Origin of the sequence: Noviherbaspirillum aerium, from assembly GCF_008929045.1 — a bacterium.
Lineage (GTDB): Bacteria > Pseudomonadota > Gammaproteobacteria > Burkholderiales > Burkholderiaceae_D > Noviherbaspirillum > Noviherbaspirillum aerium.
In genome coordinates this window covers 682,718-698,544 of the sequence record NZ_VFAH01000001.1, presented here as the reverse complement: position 1 = coordinate 698,544, position 15,827 = coordinate 682,718, and the positions used below count along the sequence as shown (strand labels likewise).

11 protein-coding genes are annotated in these 15,827 nt (G+C 60.5%); all 11 read right to left on the bottom strand.

Annotated elements, in window-relative coordinates; genetic code table 11:
- Nucleotides 1-34: 34 nt before the first annotated feature.
- Nucleotides 35-877: an MlaA family lipoprotein gene (locus tag FH061_RS03185; RefSeq protein ID WP_225984456.1), complete on the bottom strand. Its 843-nt coding sequence runs from the start codon at nucleotides 875-877 to the stop codon at nucleotides 35-37.
- Between the two features lie 2 nt (nucleotides 878-879).
- The gene (gene mlaD, locus FH061_RS03180; RefSeq protein ID WP_151632813.1) at nucleotides 880-1,350 is read right to left on the bottom strand and encodes an outer membrane lipid asymmetry maintenance protein MlaD; all 471 of its coding nucleotides are present in this window, start codon (nucleotides 1,348-1,350) and stop codon (nucleotides 880-882) included.
- A 106-nt stretch (nucleotides 1,351-1,456) separates the two neighbouring features.
- A complete protein-coding gene (gene mlaE, locus FH061_RS03175; RefSeq protein WP_151632811.1) occupies nucleotides 1,457-2,236 on the bottom strand; it encodes a lipid asymmetry maintenance ABC transporter permease subunit MlaE in 780 nt (259 codons plus the stop codon).
- Nucleotides 2,233-3,036 (bottom strand): ABC transporter ATP-binding protein, encoded by an 804-nt coding sequence (locus FH061_RS03170; protein WP_151632809.1) that lies wholly within the window; start codon nucleotides 3,034-3,036, stop codon nucleotides 2,233-2,235. The genes mlaE and FH061_RS03170 overlap by 4 nt, the downstream gene beginning before the upstream one ends.
- Nucleotides 3,037-3,188: 152 nt before the next feature.
- Nucleotides 3,189-4,652 (bottom strand): glutamate synthase subunit beta, encoded by a 1,464-nt coding sequence (locus FH061_RS03165; protein ID WP_151632808.1) that lies wholly within the window; start codon nucleotides 4,650-4,652, stop codon nucleotides 3,189-3,191.
- Between the two features lie 169 nt (nucleotides 4,653-4,821).
- Entirely contained in the window at nucleotides 4,822-9,501 is a 4,680-nt protein-coding gene (locus FH061_RS03160; RefSeq protein WP_151632806.1) for a glutamate synthase-related protein, read from the bottom strand.
- A gap of 195 nt (nucleotides 9,502-9,696) precedes the next feature.
- The gene (locus tag FH061_RS03155; protein WP_151632804.1) at nucleotides 9,697-10,404 is read right to left on the bottom strand and encodes a transposase; all 708 of its coding nucleotides are present in this window, start codon (nucleotides 10,402-10,404) and stop codon (nucleotides 9,697-9,699) included.
- Nucleotides 10,405-10,499: 95 nt separating this feature from the next.
- Complete coding sequence (locus tag FH061_RS03150) at nucleotides 10,500-11,330, bottom strand: metallophosphoesterase family protein (protein ID WP_151632802.1); 831 nt, start codon at nucleotides 11,328-11,330, stop codon at nucleotides 10,500-10,502.
- Nucleotides 11,327-12,277, bottom strand: coding sequence for a diacylglycerol/lipid kinase family protein (locus FH061_RS03145; RefSeq protein WP_192804878.1), 951 nt, complete (start codon nucleotides 12,275-12,277; stop codon nucleotides 11,327-11,329). Before FH061_RS03145 ends, FH061_RS03150 begins: the two co-directional genes overlap by 4 nt.
- Before the next feature lie 134 nt (nucleotides 12,278-12,411).
- Nucleotides 12,412-13,953: an HDOD domain-containing protein gene (locus FH061_RS03140; protein ID WP_151632798.1), complete on the bottom strand. Its 1,542-nt coding sequence runs from the start codon at nucleotides 13,951-13,953 to the stop codon at nucleotides 12,412-12,414.
- 13 nt (nucleotides 13,954-13,966) lie between these two features.
- Nucleotides 13,967-15,715 (bottom strand): putative bifunctional diguanylate cyclase/phosphodiesterase, encoded by a 1,749-nt coding sequence (locus tag FH061_RS03135; protein WP_151632796.1) that lies wholly within the window; start codon nucleotides 15,713-15,715, stop codon nucleotides 13,967-13,969.
- Nucleotides 15,716-15,827 lie beyond the last annotated feature (112 nt).

The window sequence follows — 15,827 nt, the reverse complement described above, 5'->3', positions numbered from 1 at the left end:
CGCGACATGCCGCAATGGCATACCGGGCAGCGTATTATTGTTTTGTCTCCGCGCCGGGCATCGCGCCCGCAGTTTCATTTTTTTCCAGTTTGACAACCGCCTCCGTAGCCGGTTCCGAAGCGGCGGCTGATGAAGTCTGGCCGGTGGTGTCATCGGTTGCGCTGGTCGGACCGACATCATGTTCATATTTCGAACTCGGCACTTCCCCGTCGTACACCTTGCTCTGCCTGCGCTGGAGATAAGCGTCCCGCACGAATACATAGCGATCCAATGCCGCTTCTTCAAGCAGATTGGAGGCATCGAGAACGCTGGCCCGCAGATCGATCACGCGAACGACCGATCCGACGTTGCGCCAATGCACCGGATGATGATAACTCCAGAGATCGGCACTCCAATCGACCGGCATGGCAGCGGTATCGCGCAGCGTGGTGGACCCCAGAAGCGGGAGCACGATGTACGGCCCGGACTTGATCCCCCATTTGCCAAGCGTCTGGCCGAAATCCTCCTTGTGCTTCGGCAAGCCTGCTTCGGATCCGATGTCGAGCACGCCGCCCAAGCCGAAAGTGGAGTTGACGGCGACGCGCATGACATCGGACATGCCATGCTCTACCTTGCCTTGGAGAAAATTATTGATTGCTGTCCAGACATCGCCGAGGTTACCAAAGAAGTTGCCCACACCGATCTGCACAAAGTGCGGCACGACATTGCTATAAACCTCGGCCGCCGGCTTCACTGCGGCCTGATCGACCTTGTCGTTGAAGGTGAACATCGCCCGATTGAAATTTTCAAACGGGTCCCCGGGATTGTTGGTGGCGCATCCGGACAATGCGATGGCCACGGCAACCAGGCTTGTTTTTATTAATTTTTTCGCCTTCATTATCATTCCCCGTCCTTTCCTTCCGCTGCCTTGCTATAGAGAAACTGACTGATCAGGTTTTCGAGCACCACGGCGGACTGCGTCATCTTGATTCGGTCGCCGGCAGCGAGATTATTAGTGTCGCCGCCAGGTTCCAGACCAATATATTGTTCACCAAGCAAGCCGGACGTCAGAATCTTCGCCGAACTGTCTTTGGGAAATTTGTAATTGCTTTCGAGACTGAGGGTCACGAGAGCCTGGTAAGTCTTGTCATCGAAACGGATGTCCGCCACGCGTCCGACTACGACGCCGGCGCTCTTGACCGGAGCACGGGGCTTGAGGCCGCCAATGTTGTCGAACCGCGTCGTGACCGTATAGGTCGGTGCGAATGACAAGGAACTCATGTTGCCGGCTTTCAATGCCAGAAACACCAGTGCCGCCGCACCAAACAGGACAAACATGCCGACCCAAAGGTCCAATGATTTACGTTGCATGACTACATACTCACACTATAGGTTGCAAAACCGCTGATATGGTTTCACGTCAAGAAAATTGTTTAGATCGCGTTTTCGAGGGCGATGTTGCTGTTTTTACCAAATCTCAATTGAACATGAGCGCGGTAAGCAGGAAGTCCAGCCACAGTACTGTCAGGGAAGCAATAACGACGGTGCGGGTGGTGGCGCGTGCGACGCCTTCCGGCGTGGGCTGTGCCTCGTAGCCCTGGAACAGTGCGATGAACGTTACCGCAAATCCGAACACCACGCTTTTGATGACGCCATTGGCAATATCCTTCCAGATATCGACACCGCCTTGCATCTGCGACCAGAAGGCACCTTCATCGACCCCGATCAGCTGTACGCCGACGATGTAGCCGCCCAGTATGCCGACGGCGCTGAAGATCGCCGCCAGAATGGGCATGGCGATGACGCCCGCCCAGAAACGGGGAGCCACCACGCGTTCGAGCGGGTTCACCGCCATCATTTCCATCGCCGACAACTGCTCCCCGGCTTTCATCAGGCCGATTTCGGCGGTCAGCGAAGTGCCTGCGCGCCCGGCAAACAGCAGGGCCGTCACGACTGGTCCCAGTTCACGCGTCAGCGACAGGGCAACCAGCAGGCCCAGCGCCTGTTCGGAACCATAGCGGGTCAGGGTGTAATACCCTTGCAGGCCGAGCACGAAGCCGACAAACAGGCCGGATACCGCGATGATCACCAGCGAATAATTGCCGATGAAGTGGATCTGGTCCGTGATGAGCCGCGGGCGGCGCCATAACATGGCGGATGCCAGAATGACGGAGAAAAAGGAGCGCGTGGCGAAGCCCACATTGGCAAGCGTTTCCCGCACCCGGCGACCGATTGCCGATACCGCATTGACAATCATCGCCGCACCCCCAGCTGCAAATCTTCCGCGATCGACCGGCCGGGATAGTGAAACGGCACCGGACCATCCGCCTCGGCATGGACGAACTGCTTTACATAGGGATCATCGGAGGCGCGCATCTGCTCCGGCGTACCGTGGGCCACGATCTTTCCCTGCGAAAGAAAATAGACATGGTCGGCGATGGTGAAGGTTTCATGCACGTCATGGGACACCACGATCGAGGTCGATCCCAAGGCGTCATTAAGCCGGCGGATCAGGTTGGCGGTGACGCCCATGGAAATTGGGTCCAGTCCGGCAAACGGCTCGTCGTACATGATCAGTTGCGGGTCGAGCGCAACCGCGCGCGCCAGAGCCACCCGCCGCGCCATGCCGCCGGAAATTTCGGAAGGCTTGAGCTGGGCTGCGTTGCGCAGGCCGACCGCATGCAGCTTCATCAGTACGAGGTCGCGGATCATGTCTTCCGGCAGGCGAGTATGTTCGCGCAGCGGAAAGGCGACATTTTCGAATACCGACAGATCGGTGAAGAGCGCGCCGTGCTGGAACAGCATTCCCATCTTCCGGCGCTGCACGTAGAGTGCCTTGCTGTTGCGTGAATCGATGGCTTCGCCGGCTACGCTGACAGTGCCGCGCTGCTGGGTAATCTGTCCGCCGATCAGGCGCAGGATCGTCGTTTTGCCCGAACCGGAGCCACCCATGACGGCGACCACCTTCCCCCGGGGAAAATCCATATGGAGTCCGGAAAGAATTGCTCGCGTTCCATAGGCAAAATGAAGATCGCGGATTTCGACAAGATTAGGCACAGCGGACGATTTTTAGACAAAGGTGAGATTGTAGTGCAGAAATTGCAATCGCACTTTTGGCGTAAACCAAGCAAGGCTGAAAAACCAACAAAAAAACCCGCCAAATTCTGACATCTGGCGGGCTTCCGGCAACAAAAAACAACAAAAATTATTTATCTCGGCAACACCGATGAACCCATCAGGTATTCGTCAACGGCACGTGCGCACTGGCGGCCTTCGCGGATTGCCCAGACAACCAGCGACTGGCCGCGACGCATGTCGCCTGCGGCGAAAACCTTGTCGACCGAAGTCTTGTAGCAGTTGTCGCCATCGGTGGTTGCCTTGGCATTGCCGCGGGAATCCTTGTCGACGCCAAAGGCATCCAGCACCTGCTGTACCGGCGAGACGAAGCCCATCGCCAGCAATACGAGATCTGCCTTCAGTTCGAACTCGGAGTTCGGCACTTCCTGCATCTTGCCGTCCTTCCACTCTACGCGGGCGGCGATCAGCTTTTCCACCTTGCCGTTCTTGCCTTCCAGGCGCTTGGTGGCGACTGCCCAGTCACGCTCGCAACCTTCTTCATGCGACGAGGAAGTGCGCAGCTTGGTCGGCCAGTACGGCCAGACCAGCGGCTTGTTTTCCTCCTCGGGAGGCTGGGGCAGCAGTTCAAACTGCACCACCGAAGCGGCGCCGTGGCGGTTGGAGGTGCCGACGCAATCGGAGCCGGTATCGCCGCCGCCGATGACGATGACATGCTTGCCGGTCGCCATGATCTGGTCTTTGACCTTGTCACCGGCATTGACCTTGTTCTGCAGCGGCAGGAATTCCATCGCGAAATGGACACCCTTGAGCTCACGGCCGGGAACCGGCAGATCACGCGGATTTTCCGCGCCGCCGGTGATCACGACCGCGTCGAAATCCTTCTTCAGCTGGTCGGGAGAAATGGTTTCCTTGGCCCAGTTGTAGACATTGGACGGGAAGTCCTTGCCGACGAAAACGCCGGTGCGGAAAGTCACGCCTTCGGCCTTCATCTGCTCGACGCGGCGGTCGATGTGCGACTTTTCCATCTTGAAGTCGGGGATGCCGTAGCGCAGCAGGCCGCCGATGCGGTCGTTCTTTTCGAACAGGGTCACGTCGTGGCCGGCGCGCGCCAGCTGCTGTGCGGCTGCCATGCCTGCGGGGCCGGCGCCGACGATGGCGACTTTCTTGCCGGTCTTCACGGAAGGAATCTGCGGCACGACCCAGCCGTTTTCCCATCCCTTGTCGATGATGAAATGCTCGATCGACTTGATGCCGACCGGATCGTTATTGATGCCGAGCGTGCAGGCGGCTTCGCAAGGCGCGGGGCAGATGCGGCCGGTGAATTCCGGGAAGTTGTTGGTGGAATGCAGGTTGTCCAGCGCTTCCTTGTAATTGCCGTGGTAAACCAGGTCATTCCAGTCGGGAATGATGTTGTTGACCGGGCAGCCGTTGTTGCAGAAGGGGATGCCGCAATCCATGCAGCGCGCACCCTGTACCTTTGCTTCGGCGTCGCTCAGATGGACGACGAATTCCTTGTAATGCTTCTTGCGTGCGACAGGGGCTTCGCTTGCTTCCTGCAAGCGCTGGAATTCCAGAAAACCGGTGACTTTTCCCATGATGTTCCTTGAGTATTCTTTCTTGTCTCCCTACCGCTCCTTCAGAATCCTGAAGAACCGGGTCGGGCCGGGAAGCGTCTGCCATTGATGCAATGGCAGACATTCCTCTACCTAACCCCCTCCGCCACGGAGGAGGGACAAAACAGCCAGTGTGTTGACACTACGTTGATTAGGCTGCGACCTTTTCTTTTGCCTGAGCTGCGGCATGCATCTCGCCCAAAGCGCGCTTGTAGTCGGTCGGGAAGACCTTGACGAACTTGTTGCGCGAATTTGCCCAGTCATCGAGCAGGTTGCGCGCGCGCGTGCTGCCGGTGTACTTGAAGTGACGCTCGATCAAGCCTTTCAGGATCGCCTCGTCGGTCTGGCTTTCGCCGCCGCGGGTGGCGGCATGCCAGACGGACTTGTCGATCTTGGCTTCCTGGTCGGCGGCGGACAGCACCGGGTCCAGGGCCACCATCGACATGTTGCACTTCTTGGCAAACTCGCCGTCAGGATCGTAGACATAAGCCACGCCGCCCGACATGCCGGCTGCGAAGTTGCGGCCGGTTGCGCCCAGCACGACCACGGTGCCGCCGGTCATGTATTCGCAGCCATGATCGCCGGTGCCTTCGACGACGGTGACCGCCCCCGAGTTACGCACGGCGAAACGCTCGCCCGCCACGCCGTTGAAGAAGGCTTCGCCGGAAATCGCGCCGTACAGCACGGTGTTGCCGACGATGATGTTGTCAACCGCCCAGCCGCGGAACTCGGTGTTCGGACGCACGATGATGCGGCCGCCCGACAAGCCCTTGCCGACGTAGTCGTTGCCTTCGCCGACCAGGTCCAGCGTGATGCCATGTGCCAGGAACGCGCCGGCGGACTGGCCTGCGGTTCCCTGCAGCTGGATGTGGATGGTGTCATCCGGCAGGCCTTCATGACCGTAACGCTTCGCGACTTCGCCCGACAGCATGGTGCCGACGGTACGGTTGCGGTTGCGCACCGGCGAAATGAAGGAAACCTTTTCGCCCTTCTCCAGCGCGGCCTTGGCTTGCGCGATCAGCTTGTGATCGAGTGCGCTGTCGAGACCGTGATCCTGCTCTTCCACCTGGTAGCGCGGCTCGGACGCCGGCACTTCCGGCTGATAGAAGATCCGGCTGAAGTCCAGGCCCTTGGCTTTCCAGTGGGCGATGGCCTTCGACTTGTCGAGCAGGTCGGCACGGCCGATCAGTTCGTTGAAGCTGCGCACGCCCAGCTGCGCCATGATCTGGCGCGCCTCTTCGGCGACGAAGAAGAAGTAGTTGACCACGTGTTCCGGCTTGCCCTGGAACTTCGCGCGCAGCACCGGATCCTGGGTGGCAACGCCGACCGGGCAGGTATTCAGATGGCACTTGCGCATCATGATGCAGCCTTCGACGACCAGCGGCGCGGTCGCGAAACCGAATTCGTCGGCGCCGAGCAGCGCGCCGATGACGACGTCGCGGCCGGTCTTGATCTGGCCGTCGGTCTGCACGCGGATGCGGCTGCGCAGGCGGTTGAGCACCAGGGTCTGCTGGGTTTCGGCCAGGCCGAGTTCCCAGGGCGATCCGGCATGCTTGACCGAGGACAGCGGCGACGCGCCGGTGCCGCCGTCATGGCCGGCGATCACGACATGGTCAGCCTTGGCTTTGGCAACACCCGCGGCAATCGTGCCGACGCCGACTTCCGATACCAGCTTGACCGAGATCGATGCCTTCGGATTGGCGTTCTTCAGGTCATGGATCAGCTGCGCCAGATCTTCGATCGAGTAGATGTCGTGGTGCGGCGGCGGCGAAATCAGGCCGACGCCCGGCACCGAGAAACGCAGCTTGGCGATGTACTCGGACACCTTGTGGCCCGGCAGCTGGCCGCCCTCGCCCGGCTTGGCACCCTGCGCCATCTTGATCTGGATCTGGTCGGCCGAAGTCAGGTATTCGGTGGTGACGCCGAAACGGCCGGATGCCACCTGCTTGATCTTGGAACGCAGCGAATCGCCGGCCAGCAGCGGCAGATCGACTTCGACGCGGTCCTTGCCGATCACGGAGGCAAGCGTTTCGCCCTTCTTGATCGGAATGCCCTTGAGTTCCATGCGATAGCGGTTCTCGTCCTCGCCGCCTTCACCGGTGTTGGACTTGCCGCCGATGCGGTTCATCGCGATGGCCAGCGTGGCGTGGGCTTCGGTCGAGATCGAGCCGAGCGACATCGCGCCGGTGGCGAAGCGCTTGACGATTTCCTTGGCCGGTTCGACTTCGTCGATCGGGATGGCTTTCGACGGATCGATCTTGAACTCGAACAGGCCGCGCAAGGTCATGTGGCGCCGGGATTGATCGTTGATGATCTGCGCGTATTCCTTGTAGGTGTTGAAGTTGTTCGAACGGGTCGAATGCTGCAGCTTGGCGATCGCGTCCGGCGTCCACATGTGGTCTTCGCCGCGGACGCGGAATGCGTATTCGCCGCCGGCGTCGAGCGCGTTGGCCAGCACCGGGTCATTGGAGAAGGCCAGCTTGTGCAGGCGCAGCGCTTCCTCGGCGACTTCGAACACGCCGATGCCTTCGACATTGGACGCGGTGCCCTTGAAGTACTTGTCGACCAGCGCCTTGTTGAGACCGATGGCTTCGAAGATCTGCGCGCCGCAGTAGGACATGTAGGTCGAGATGCCCATCTTGGACATGACCTTCATCAGGCCCTTGCCGACGGCCTTCTGGAAGTTGTAGATCGCTTTCTCGGGCGACAGCGCGCCGGGCAGGCCCTGGGCCATTTCGCACAGCGTGTCCATCGCGAGGTACGGGTGGATGGCTTCCGCGCCATAGCCGGCGAGCAGTGCGAAGTGGTGGGTTTCGCGGGCGGAACCGGTCTCCACGACCAGGCCGGTCGAGGTGCGCAGGCCCTTGCTGACCAGGTGCAGGTGAATTGCCGATGTGGCCAGCAGCGCCGGGATGGCGACCTGCTCCGCGTCGAACTTGCGGTCGGAGATGATCAGGATGTTATGGCCCGACTTGACGGCGTCGACGGCTTTCGCGCACAGCGAAGCCAGGCGGGCTTCGATGCCTTCCTTGCCCCAGGCGACCGGATAGCAGATGTTCAGTTCATGCGACTTGAACTTGCCGCCGGTGTGCTTGCTGATGTTGCGCAGCTTGGCGATATCCGCGTAGTCGAGGATCGGCTGCGACACTTCCAGCCGCATCGGCGGGTTGATGTTGTTGGTATCGAGCAGGTTCGGACGCGGGCCGATGAAGGACACCAGCGACATGACCATCGCTTCGCGGATCGGGTCGATCGGCGGGTTGGTCACCTGGGCGAACAGCTGCTTGAAGTAGTTGTAGAGCGTCTTGTTCTTGTTGGACATGACGGCCAGCGGCGAGTCGTTGCCCATCGAACCGACGGCTTCTTCGCCGGCGGATGCCATCGGCGCCATCAGGAACTTCAGGTCTTCCTGGGTGTAGCCGAATACCTGCTGGCGGTCCAGCAGCGGGATTTCCGCCTTCGGCTCGGCCGGCTCGGCATCGAGTTCGTCAAGCTTGATGCGGACGGAATCGATCCACTGCTTGTACGGCTTGGCGTTGGCGTAAGTGTCCTTGAGTTCCTTGTCATCGATGATGCGGCCGGCGTCGAGGTCGATCAGGAACATCTTGCCCGGCTGCAGGCGCCATTTCTTGATGATCTTCGATTCCGGGATCGGCAGCACGCCGGACTCGGATGCCATGACGACGAAATCGTCATCGGTCTGGATGTAGCGTGCGGGACGCAGGCCGTTGCGGTCGAGCGTGCCGCCGATATGGCGGCCGTCTGTGAAGGCCATGGCGGCGGGACCGTCCCACGGCTCCATCATCGCGGCATGGTATTCATAGAAGGCGCGACGGTTGTCGTCCATCAATGTGTGGTTTTCCCAGGCTTCCGGGATCATCATCATCATGGCCTGGGCGAGCGGATAGCCTGCCATCAGCAGCAGTTCGAGCGCATTGTCGAAGCAGGCGGTATCGGACTGGCCTTCATAGATCAGCGGGAACAGCTTCTGCAGGTCGTCGCCGAGCACGGCCGACTTCATCACGCCTTCGCGGGCGCGCATCCAGTTGAAGTTGCCCTTGACGGTGTTGATTTCGCCGTTGTGGGCGATCAGGCGGTACGGGTGAGCCAGCGGCCACTCGGGGAAGGTGTTGGTCGAGAAACGCTGGTGAACCAGGGCCAGCGCGGAGACGCAGCGCGCGTCCTGCAGGTCCTTGTAGTAAACACCTACCTGGTCGGCCAACAGCAGGCCCTTGTAGACGACGGTGCGTGCCGACATCGACGGCACGAAGAATTCCTTGCCGTGGATCAGGTTCAGCGCCTGGATGGCGTGGCCGGACGACTTGCGGATGACATACAGCTTGCGTTCAAGGGCATCGGTCACCATGATGTCGGCGCCGCGGCCGATGAAGATCTGGCGGATTACCGGTTCCTTGGCACGCACGGTCGGCGACATCGGCATGTCGAAGTCGACCGGCACGTCGCGCCAGCCGAGGACGACCTGGCCTTCGGCGGTGACCGCACGCTCGATTTCCTGTTCGCAGGCGATGCGTGATGCATTTTCCTTCGGCAGGAAGACCATGCCAACACCGTATTCGCCTGGCGGCGGCAATGCGACACCCTGCTTCGCCATTTCTTCGCGGTAATACTGATCGGGAATCTGAATCAGAATGCCCGCGCCGTCGCCCATCAGCGGATCGGCGCCGACAGCGCCCCTGTGGTCGAGATTTTTCAGGATGAGCAGACCCTGCTGGACGATGGAATGGCTTTTCTTGCCTTTGATATGGGCGATGAAACCGACGCCGCAGGCGTCGTGTTCATTGGAAGGATCGTAAAGACCTTGCGCGTGCATAAAGATTCTCCGCAACTTTTGGGGTATTGAAGCAGAAGGATAGTGCAGTGCAATAGATAGTTCAATCTAAATAAAATAGGGTCAGAGTAGAATTAACCATTTCCATATCTTTGCACCAAAATAAATAGGGACAGAGTGATTTCGCGCGCTTTTCGAGTGCAAAGGTTCGTGTTGGGTCGGGATGCCGGAAAAGGTCTACTCTTGTGCGGTTTCCGCCTTGGGCCTGGCCGGCCTTCCCCGTCGCGCCGGACTCACTCGCCGGCTTGCCTGTTTGGCCAGTAAATTCAGAAACTTTTCCGAGCCCAGGGGCCAGCCTTTGGCAATCGCCGTCTCCAGGGCAAGCCACTGCTTTTCGCTCAAGCCCTGATCGATCAATTGGCGGTATGCCGCTTCGCGTTCGAAAGGCGTATTGCCCAAGGCCCAGAAAACCGGGTGATCATGAATCAGCGGGTCCGACCTGGTGCCGGCGTGATGGGCATGGCTGGACCAGGCATACTCCGCCGGAGAGCCTGCCAGCCCAAGCCGCACCGGACTCAGCTCGATGTACTGGCTGCAGGTGAGGAAATAGCTTTCCGAATCGATGACCGTTGCCCTGTAACGGCTCTGCCAGAGCGTACCGGCGCGCTGGTACTTGGCATTGAAATAGGGAACATAGTACCTCCCCACCCATTGCATCATGCGGGCCAGGCCGGTGGTGTCCGACGGCGATAGCAGCAGTTGCAGCTGTGCCGGCAAAAGAACATAGGCATGCACCGCGACCTTGAATTGCCGGGCGGCTTCGCGAAGCCAGCCGAGAAATTGCGTGCAATCCTCGACATCCCGGAATATCGGCTGCCGGTCGATGCCGTTCTGCAAGATATGGTGCGGCTGATTGGGAACAACTAGACGCGGAAGTCGTGCCATGATGATCGGTCGTTGGGCCGTGCGGGTGCGGCTGGTGCGCGCATTCTATCGCATGCGACTTCCGGCATCGCCCCTGCACAGGCGCAGGGAAGGTTTCAGGCCACTTCCTTCCAGCCATCCCGGGCGCGCCGGAAGCGGTATGCCGGATTGGCTGAAAATTCCCCGCTGGCTTCGTCGAAGCGGCACAGCGTGATATCGACTTCCATATCCTCGCCGTCCTTCCGCGTTTCAATGAAATTGAAGGAATTGGGCGCGCCCGGACGGGTGCGGTGGGACGTGGCGGTGCCTGCTCCGCTCAGAATGAAATGCCTTGTCAGCCCCGGAAAACTGTCGCGGGTCGTGGCAATGTAAGGTACATGCACATGGCCGCTCAGGACGATGTCGAAGCCATGCATGGAAAATTGTTCGGCGGTGGAGTCTGCATTGATCAGGCGCTCATGGGCATCCTGCATCCAGGCGGTATGCAGGGGCTGGTGCACGCAGGCGATGCGGATGCAGGCCTGCGGCGGCTCAGCCGGTGCTTCTTTCAGCATTGACCTGAAGTGCTCAGGCGACAGCTTGCCCTTGGTATGCCGCAGCGGACTGGTACTGTTGAAGCCGAACACGGCGACATCATCGCCGAACCAGGTACCGCTCTGCCGGCCGAGCGCAGCGCAATAATTCCGGTAAGGGAAGAACCCACGCGCCAGCAGATCGAACAGGGGAATATCGTGATTTCCCGGGATGACCAGCAAGGCCGGCGCAGGCAGCGAGCGAAAGAATTGCTGTGCGGCCTGGAATTCCTCGCGGCGCGCGCGCTGGGTGATATCACCCGACACAATGACAAGATCCGGCTGGCGTGCGGCAACGATATTGCGCAAGGCATCCACGACGGCCGGTACCTCGGTGCCGAAATGGGTATCGGATAAATGGACGATCAGGGTCATGCGTCATCCCTGGCCGGCACCACCACCTGCAGCGCCCTGCGTGCGACGCGAAATGACAGCGGCGTCCGGCACCTGACGATTTCCCCGTCGACGACTACGTCTATGCCGCTGCGACGGCTTTCGACATCGAAGCGGTCCGTGCAAAACGTTTCAAGATGCGAGTCGCTGGCAAGATTGCGCATGACCCCGCGCAGGATGAGCCTGCACATGTCAAGCCGGGTCGTTGGCCGCATCACGAATACCGCCATGCCGTCTTCCGGCGTCTGTTCCGCGACATCCTTGTCGAGATGGGATAGCTGCATCAGGTTGTTGGTGACAAAGACCATGCAGGTTCGCCGCAGCAGGGTTTCCTTTCCGACATGCAAGGCGATGGCGAAAGGCTTTTGCCCGCGGAACAGGGAAACCAGGGCGGCGAAGACGGCAACGATGCGAAACCGGCCAAACCGGGACTTCACTTCCTCCCGGTGCTGGATTAACTTGCTGTAAAGCCCGAAACTGGCATTGTTCAGAAATATCCGGTCGTTGATGTAACCGACCGACACCCGTTCAATTTTGCCTTCCACCAATACGCGCGCCGCATCGGCGGCATTCGTGGGTATGGACAGATCGCGCGCGAAATAGTTGAAGGTGCCGGCGGGAATGATCCCCATTTTGACATCGTGCTCGCAACACAGGGCAGCGACGGTATTGATGGTGCCGTCGCCGCCGGCCGCAACGATGAGGCCGTCATCGGTCTTCGCCTGCAACACGGATTGCCGAGCCGCTTCCAGGAATTTGCTGCCGGGCGTCATTTCCATCACCTTGAACGACGCACCGGCGCTGGTGAGCGCTTCGGTCACTTCCTTGCGGAAGGCCGCGGCATTCGTATCTCCCGCGCGGGCGTTGAGAAGTACGGTGATGGCGGGGTTTTCGGAAATGCGGGGTTGCCGGGAAAAGGAGCCTGTCATACCTGTCGGCTTGCGGGGGCGGAGTGGTTTGAGTTGCCATAGCTTGGCTTGCATGCGTTTCACATGCATTGATACTTCTCAGGAAGAAGATAGGCGGCGGAATGCCCGCCGCCAAAACACCGCGCCGACCGGGTTTACAGAATATTGCGCGTCCAGGCCGGCTCGGCGACCCTGCGCCGCGCCAGTCCCTGCATGACCATGGTACGCAACTCGTTGAGCGGCACCACTTCGGCCTGTTCAATCCTGGCCGGTGGCGTGCTCATGTCCCAATCGCCGTAAATGAACCCGATCGGCTGCCGGTTCAGCGTCAGCGGCAGCACGGTAAAACTGCGTACCGTGGGCAGGGCATCTCGCCACCAGCGCGGGACCTTGCTGGCAAATGCGGAGTTCTGGGCATTTTCGACAAAGATCATCTTGTCGTTGGCCAACGCGGCATGGAACACGTCCGGCTGATAGGCGTCGCCGAACACCAGCTGCGAAAGCAGCTCCTGCAAGCCGTCGCCAAAATACATATGCGCCGCGTAGCGCGACTTTTCCCGGTCGCGCAAAAAGGCAATGGTCCGGCTGAAGGCGAGTCCCTGATGCACCGTTTCAAGCGCCATGGTCAGCAGCTGGCCGGCGCTGGCGGTCGGCAGTGCGCCGCGCAGGTCCGCCACGCCGCGCGTCAGCAGCGCGGCCGCATCGGCGGGCTTGCCGGCCTTTGCCGGCTCGGGCAAGAACTTGGTCTGGGATGCGGCGGATTCCACTCCCGGGTCATTGCGCCGGCGCTGGTGCACGGCCACCGAGTCCTCAGCCGCCGCATTGCGCTGCGCGGCATCGACCGCGGTCAGCATTTGCGACGGTTCGAGACCCAGCATCTCGGCATAATCTCCGGCCAGTGCCGCAAGCCCGGCTTCGACATAGGCATTGTCGTTGTTGGAAGCAAGCAAAGTCGAGCAGCGTGTCGAGACCGTCGACATGGCAACCAGCCAGTCCTTGTGATCGAGCGGTTCTTCCAGATCCTTGGCCTCGATGTCACGCATGGTCTCGACCACCGCAGCCGGCAATCCCCACTGCCGGGCGGCGCGCCGGCCAATTTCATCCAGACCCAGGCCGAGCACCGCCTGTACGCCGGCATCTTCGTCGGCACCGGTGCGAACACAGTAATCCAAAACCTGCTGCCAGCGGTCGGCGAGATAGAAGGTGGTCATCATGCGTCCGAGCGAATGCAGCATGGAGCACACCACCGCCTCTTCCGCATCGCGCGTGCTGGCCGACGAGGCCAGCTGGCGCGCAATATGGCCAGCGAGCACCGACTTCTGCATTTCGGCCCGGGCATTGGCCGATTCCGATGACGCCGACGACAGGCCGTCTACCAGCTTGAGGCCGAGGGCCAGATGTCCGATGGCTTCGGTTCCCAGCACCATCACGGCCTTGGACACGGTGTTGATGCCCTGCCCGAATACGGAATACATGGCGCTGTTGGCAAGCCGCAGGACTTTCTGTGTCAGCGCCGGATCCTGCAGGACGGTGCGCGTCATGTTGAATTCGCGGTCGTCATCGCCGCGCATGGCGCCGAGGATGGCCCCTACGACCTTGGAAAAACCGGGCAGGTCGCCGCGCTGGCGCACGCGCGACCATAGTAGTTCCATGGTCTTGTCTGGATTGACCGGCTCTTTGTGCGATGGTGCATTCATCAAGTCGGTTCCGCTATTGCATGGCGGCAGCCGGCACGGCAGCCTGCTTCGGGCTAGCAGGCCGGGATGCCTGCTGCTGCGCCTTGAGCAAGGCGATGATATCGTCCGGCAGCAGGGGCCGGCCGGTATGGAAGCCCTGGATCAAACCGCAGCCGTGGGTCGCAAGGAACTCGAGCTGCTCTTCGTTTTCCACGCCTTCGGCCACCGTGCTCAGGTTGAGATGGCTGGCAAGGCTCAGCACCACATTGCAGATCGCCACATCCTTGACCGAGGTCGGCACGTCCTTGATGAAGGCACGATCGATCTTCAGCGTGGCGATCGGGAAGCGCTTCAGATAGGCCAGCGAGGAATAGCCGGTGCCGAAGTCGTCGATCGCGATGCGCACATTGCGCGAAGTCATCGCAGTCAGGAGCGCTTCGGCATGCTCGGGATCGGACATCAGGATGCCCTCGGTGATTTCCAGCAGAAGCTGCTGGCCATCGAGCCCGGACAAGGCCATGGCCTCGTCCATGATGTCGAGGAACTGGTCGTTGCGGAACTGGCGTGGACTGACGTTGACCGAGACATACAGCGGGCGGCCGGCGATTTCCTCGAAACGCTTGATCTGCACGCAGGCCGATTTCAGCGCCCAGGCGCCCAGCAGGTTGATCAGGCCATTGCTTTCGGCCATCGGAATGAACTGCGCCGGCGACACCATGCCCTGCCCCGGCCTGGCCCAGCGCATCAGCGCTTCGAAGCCCATGATCTGACGGCTGCGGGCATCGACGATCGGCTGGTAGTGCAGCAGGAATTCGCCGTCGCGCACCGCCTGGAACATTGCCGCTTCCATCGAGACATCATGTTCCGGCTGGGTGAATTTTTCGTGATTGTAGATGACGCAGCGTGCCTTGCCGGTTTCCTTGGCGCGATACATCGCGGTGTCGGCATGCGCGAGCAGCTTGACTTCGCTGTCGCCATGTTCGGGAAACACCGCCACGCCGATCGAGGTGCCGACATACAGCGTATGACCCTGGATTTCGAAGGGCAATTGCATGGTGGAGATCATGCGGCGGGCAATGATCTGGATTTCGGCTTCGGCAATGGCGCCGGGCAGCACCGCCACGAATTCGTCGCCGCCGACGCGCGCGAGGGTATCGATGTCGCGCAGGGTGTCGACCAGGCGCGTCGCCGCCACTCTCAGCAAGGCATCGCCGACCGGATGTCCCAGCGCATCGTTGACCTTCTTGAACCCATCGAGATCCAGCGCCAGGATGGCGAAACCCCGGCCGGTGCGACGCGACTGGGCGATCGCCATGCGGATACGGTCGGACAAGAGGGAGCGATTGGGCAGGCCGGTCAATGCATCATGAGTCGCCATGTGGCGCAGCCGCTCTTCGGTAGCCTGCTGGCTCGAGATGTCGCGCCCGACGGCCAGCAGTTCCTGCGCGCCCTCGGCGCCGGCATAGGCAGTCACCTGCAATTCAACCCATAGCGATGCCGAGAGGGTTTTGAGGCGGACATTGACCTTGCCCGGCTGGCCGGAGCCGACGACCTGGGAAATCACCATGCCAACGACCGGGCGGTCGGCCGGCATCACGAAATCTTCGAGCCGCTCGCCGGCGAGGCTCTCCCCGGGCGACATGAGTTCACCGGCACGACGGCTTGCATAAAGAATCATGCCCTTGGAATCGAGCCGGAACACTGCATCGCCAGCCGCCTCCATGAGGCTTTCAAGCTGTACCTGTGCAGCAAGTTCGGTCCGGTCGCGGCGCATGGAAAACATGATTAAACGCTAATCTTCTTAAGAAGCTTTCACTCGACGTTTTCTTTGTCGATAGGAAATCAGCCCTGTTCAGGCCATATGTTCCACCATCTTAACAAATTGTAGGCGGGAA

Coding starts and splice junctions, on each gene's coding strand:
- FH061_RS03150 (WP_151632802.1), bottom strand. CDS start 11,330: ATGACCCTGATCGTCCATTTATCCGATACCCATTTCGGCACCGAGGTA.
- FH061_RS03140 (WP_151632798.1), bottom strand. CDS start 13,953: ATGAATGCACCATCGCACAAAGAGCCGGTCAATCCAGACAAGACCATG.
- FH061_RS03155 (WP_151632804.1), bottom strand. CDS start 10,404: ATGGCACGACTTCCGCGTCTAGTTGTTCCCAATCAGCCGCACCATATC.
- FH061_RS03160 (WP_151632806.1), bottom strand. CDS start 9,501: ATGCACGCGCAAGGTCTTTACGATCCTTCCAATGAACACGACGCCTGC.
- FH061_RS03145 (WP_192804878.1), bottom strand. CDS start 12,277: ATGACAGGCTCCTTTTCCCGGCAACCCCGCATTTCCGAAAACCCCGCC.
- FH061_RS03165 (WP_151632808.1), bottom strand. CDS start 4,652: ATGGGAAAAGTCACCGGTTTTCTGGAATTCCAGCGCTTGCAGGAAGCA.
- mlaE (WP_151632811.1), bottom strand. CDS start 2,236: ATGATTGTCAATGCGGTATCGGCAATCGGTCGCCGGGTGCGGGAAACG.
- mlaD (WP_151632813.1), bottom strand. CDS start 1,350: ATGCAACGTAAATCATTGGACCTTTGGGTCGGCATGTTTGTCCTGTTT.
- FH061_RS03135 (WP_151632796.1), bottom strand. CDS start 15,715: ATGTTTTCCATGCGCCGCGACCGGACCGAACTTGCTGCACAGGTACAG.
- FH061_RS03185 (WP_225984456.1), bottom strand. CDS start 877: ATGAAGGCGAAAAAATTAATAAAAACAAGCCTGGTTGCCGTGGCCATC.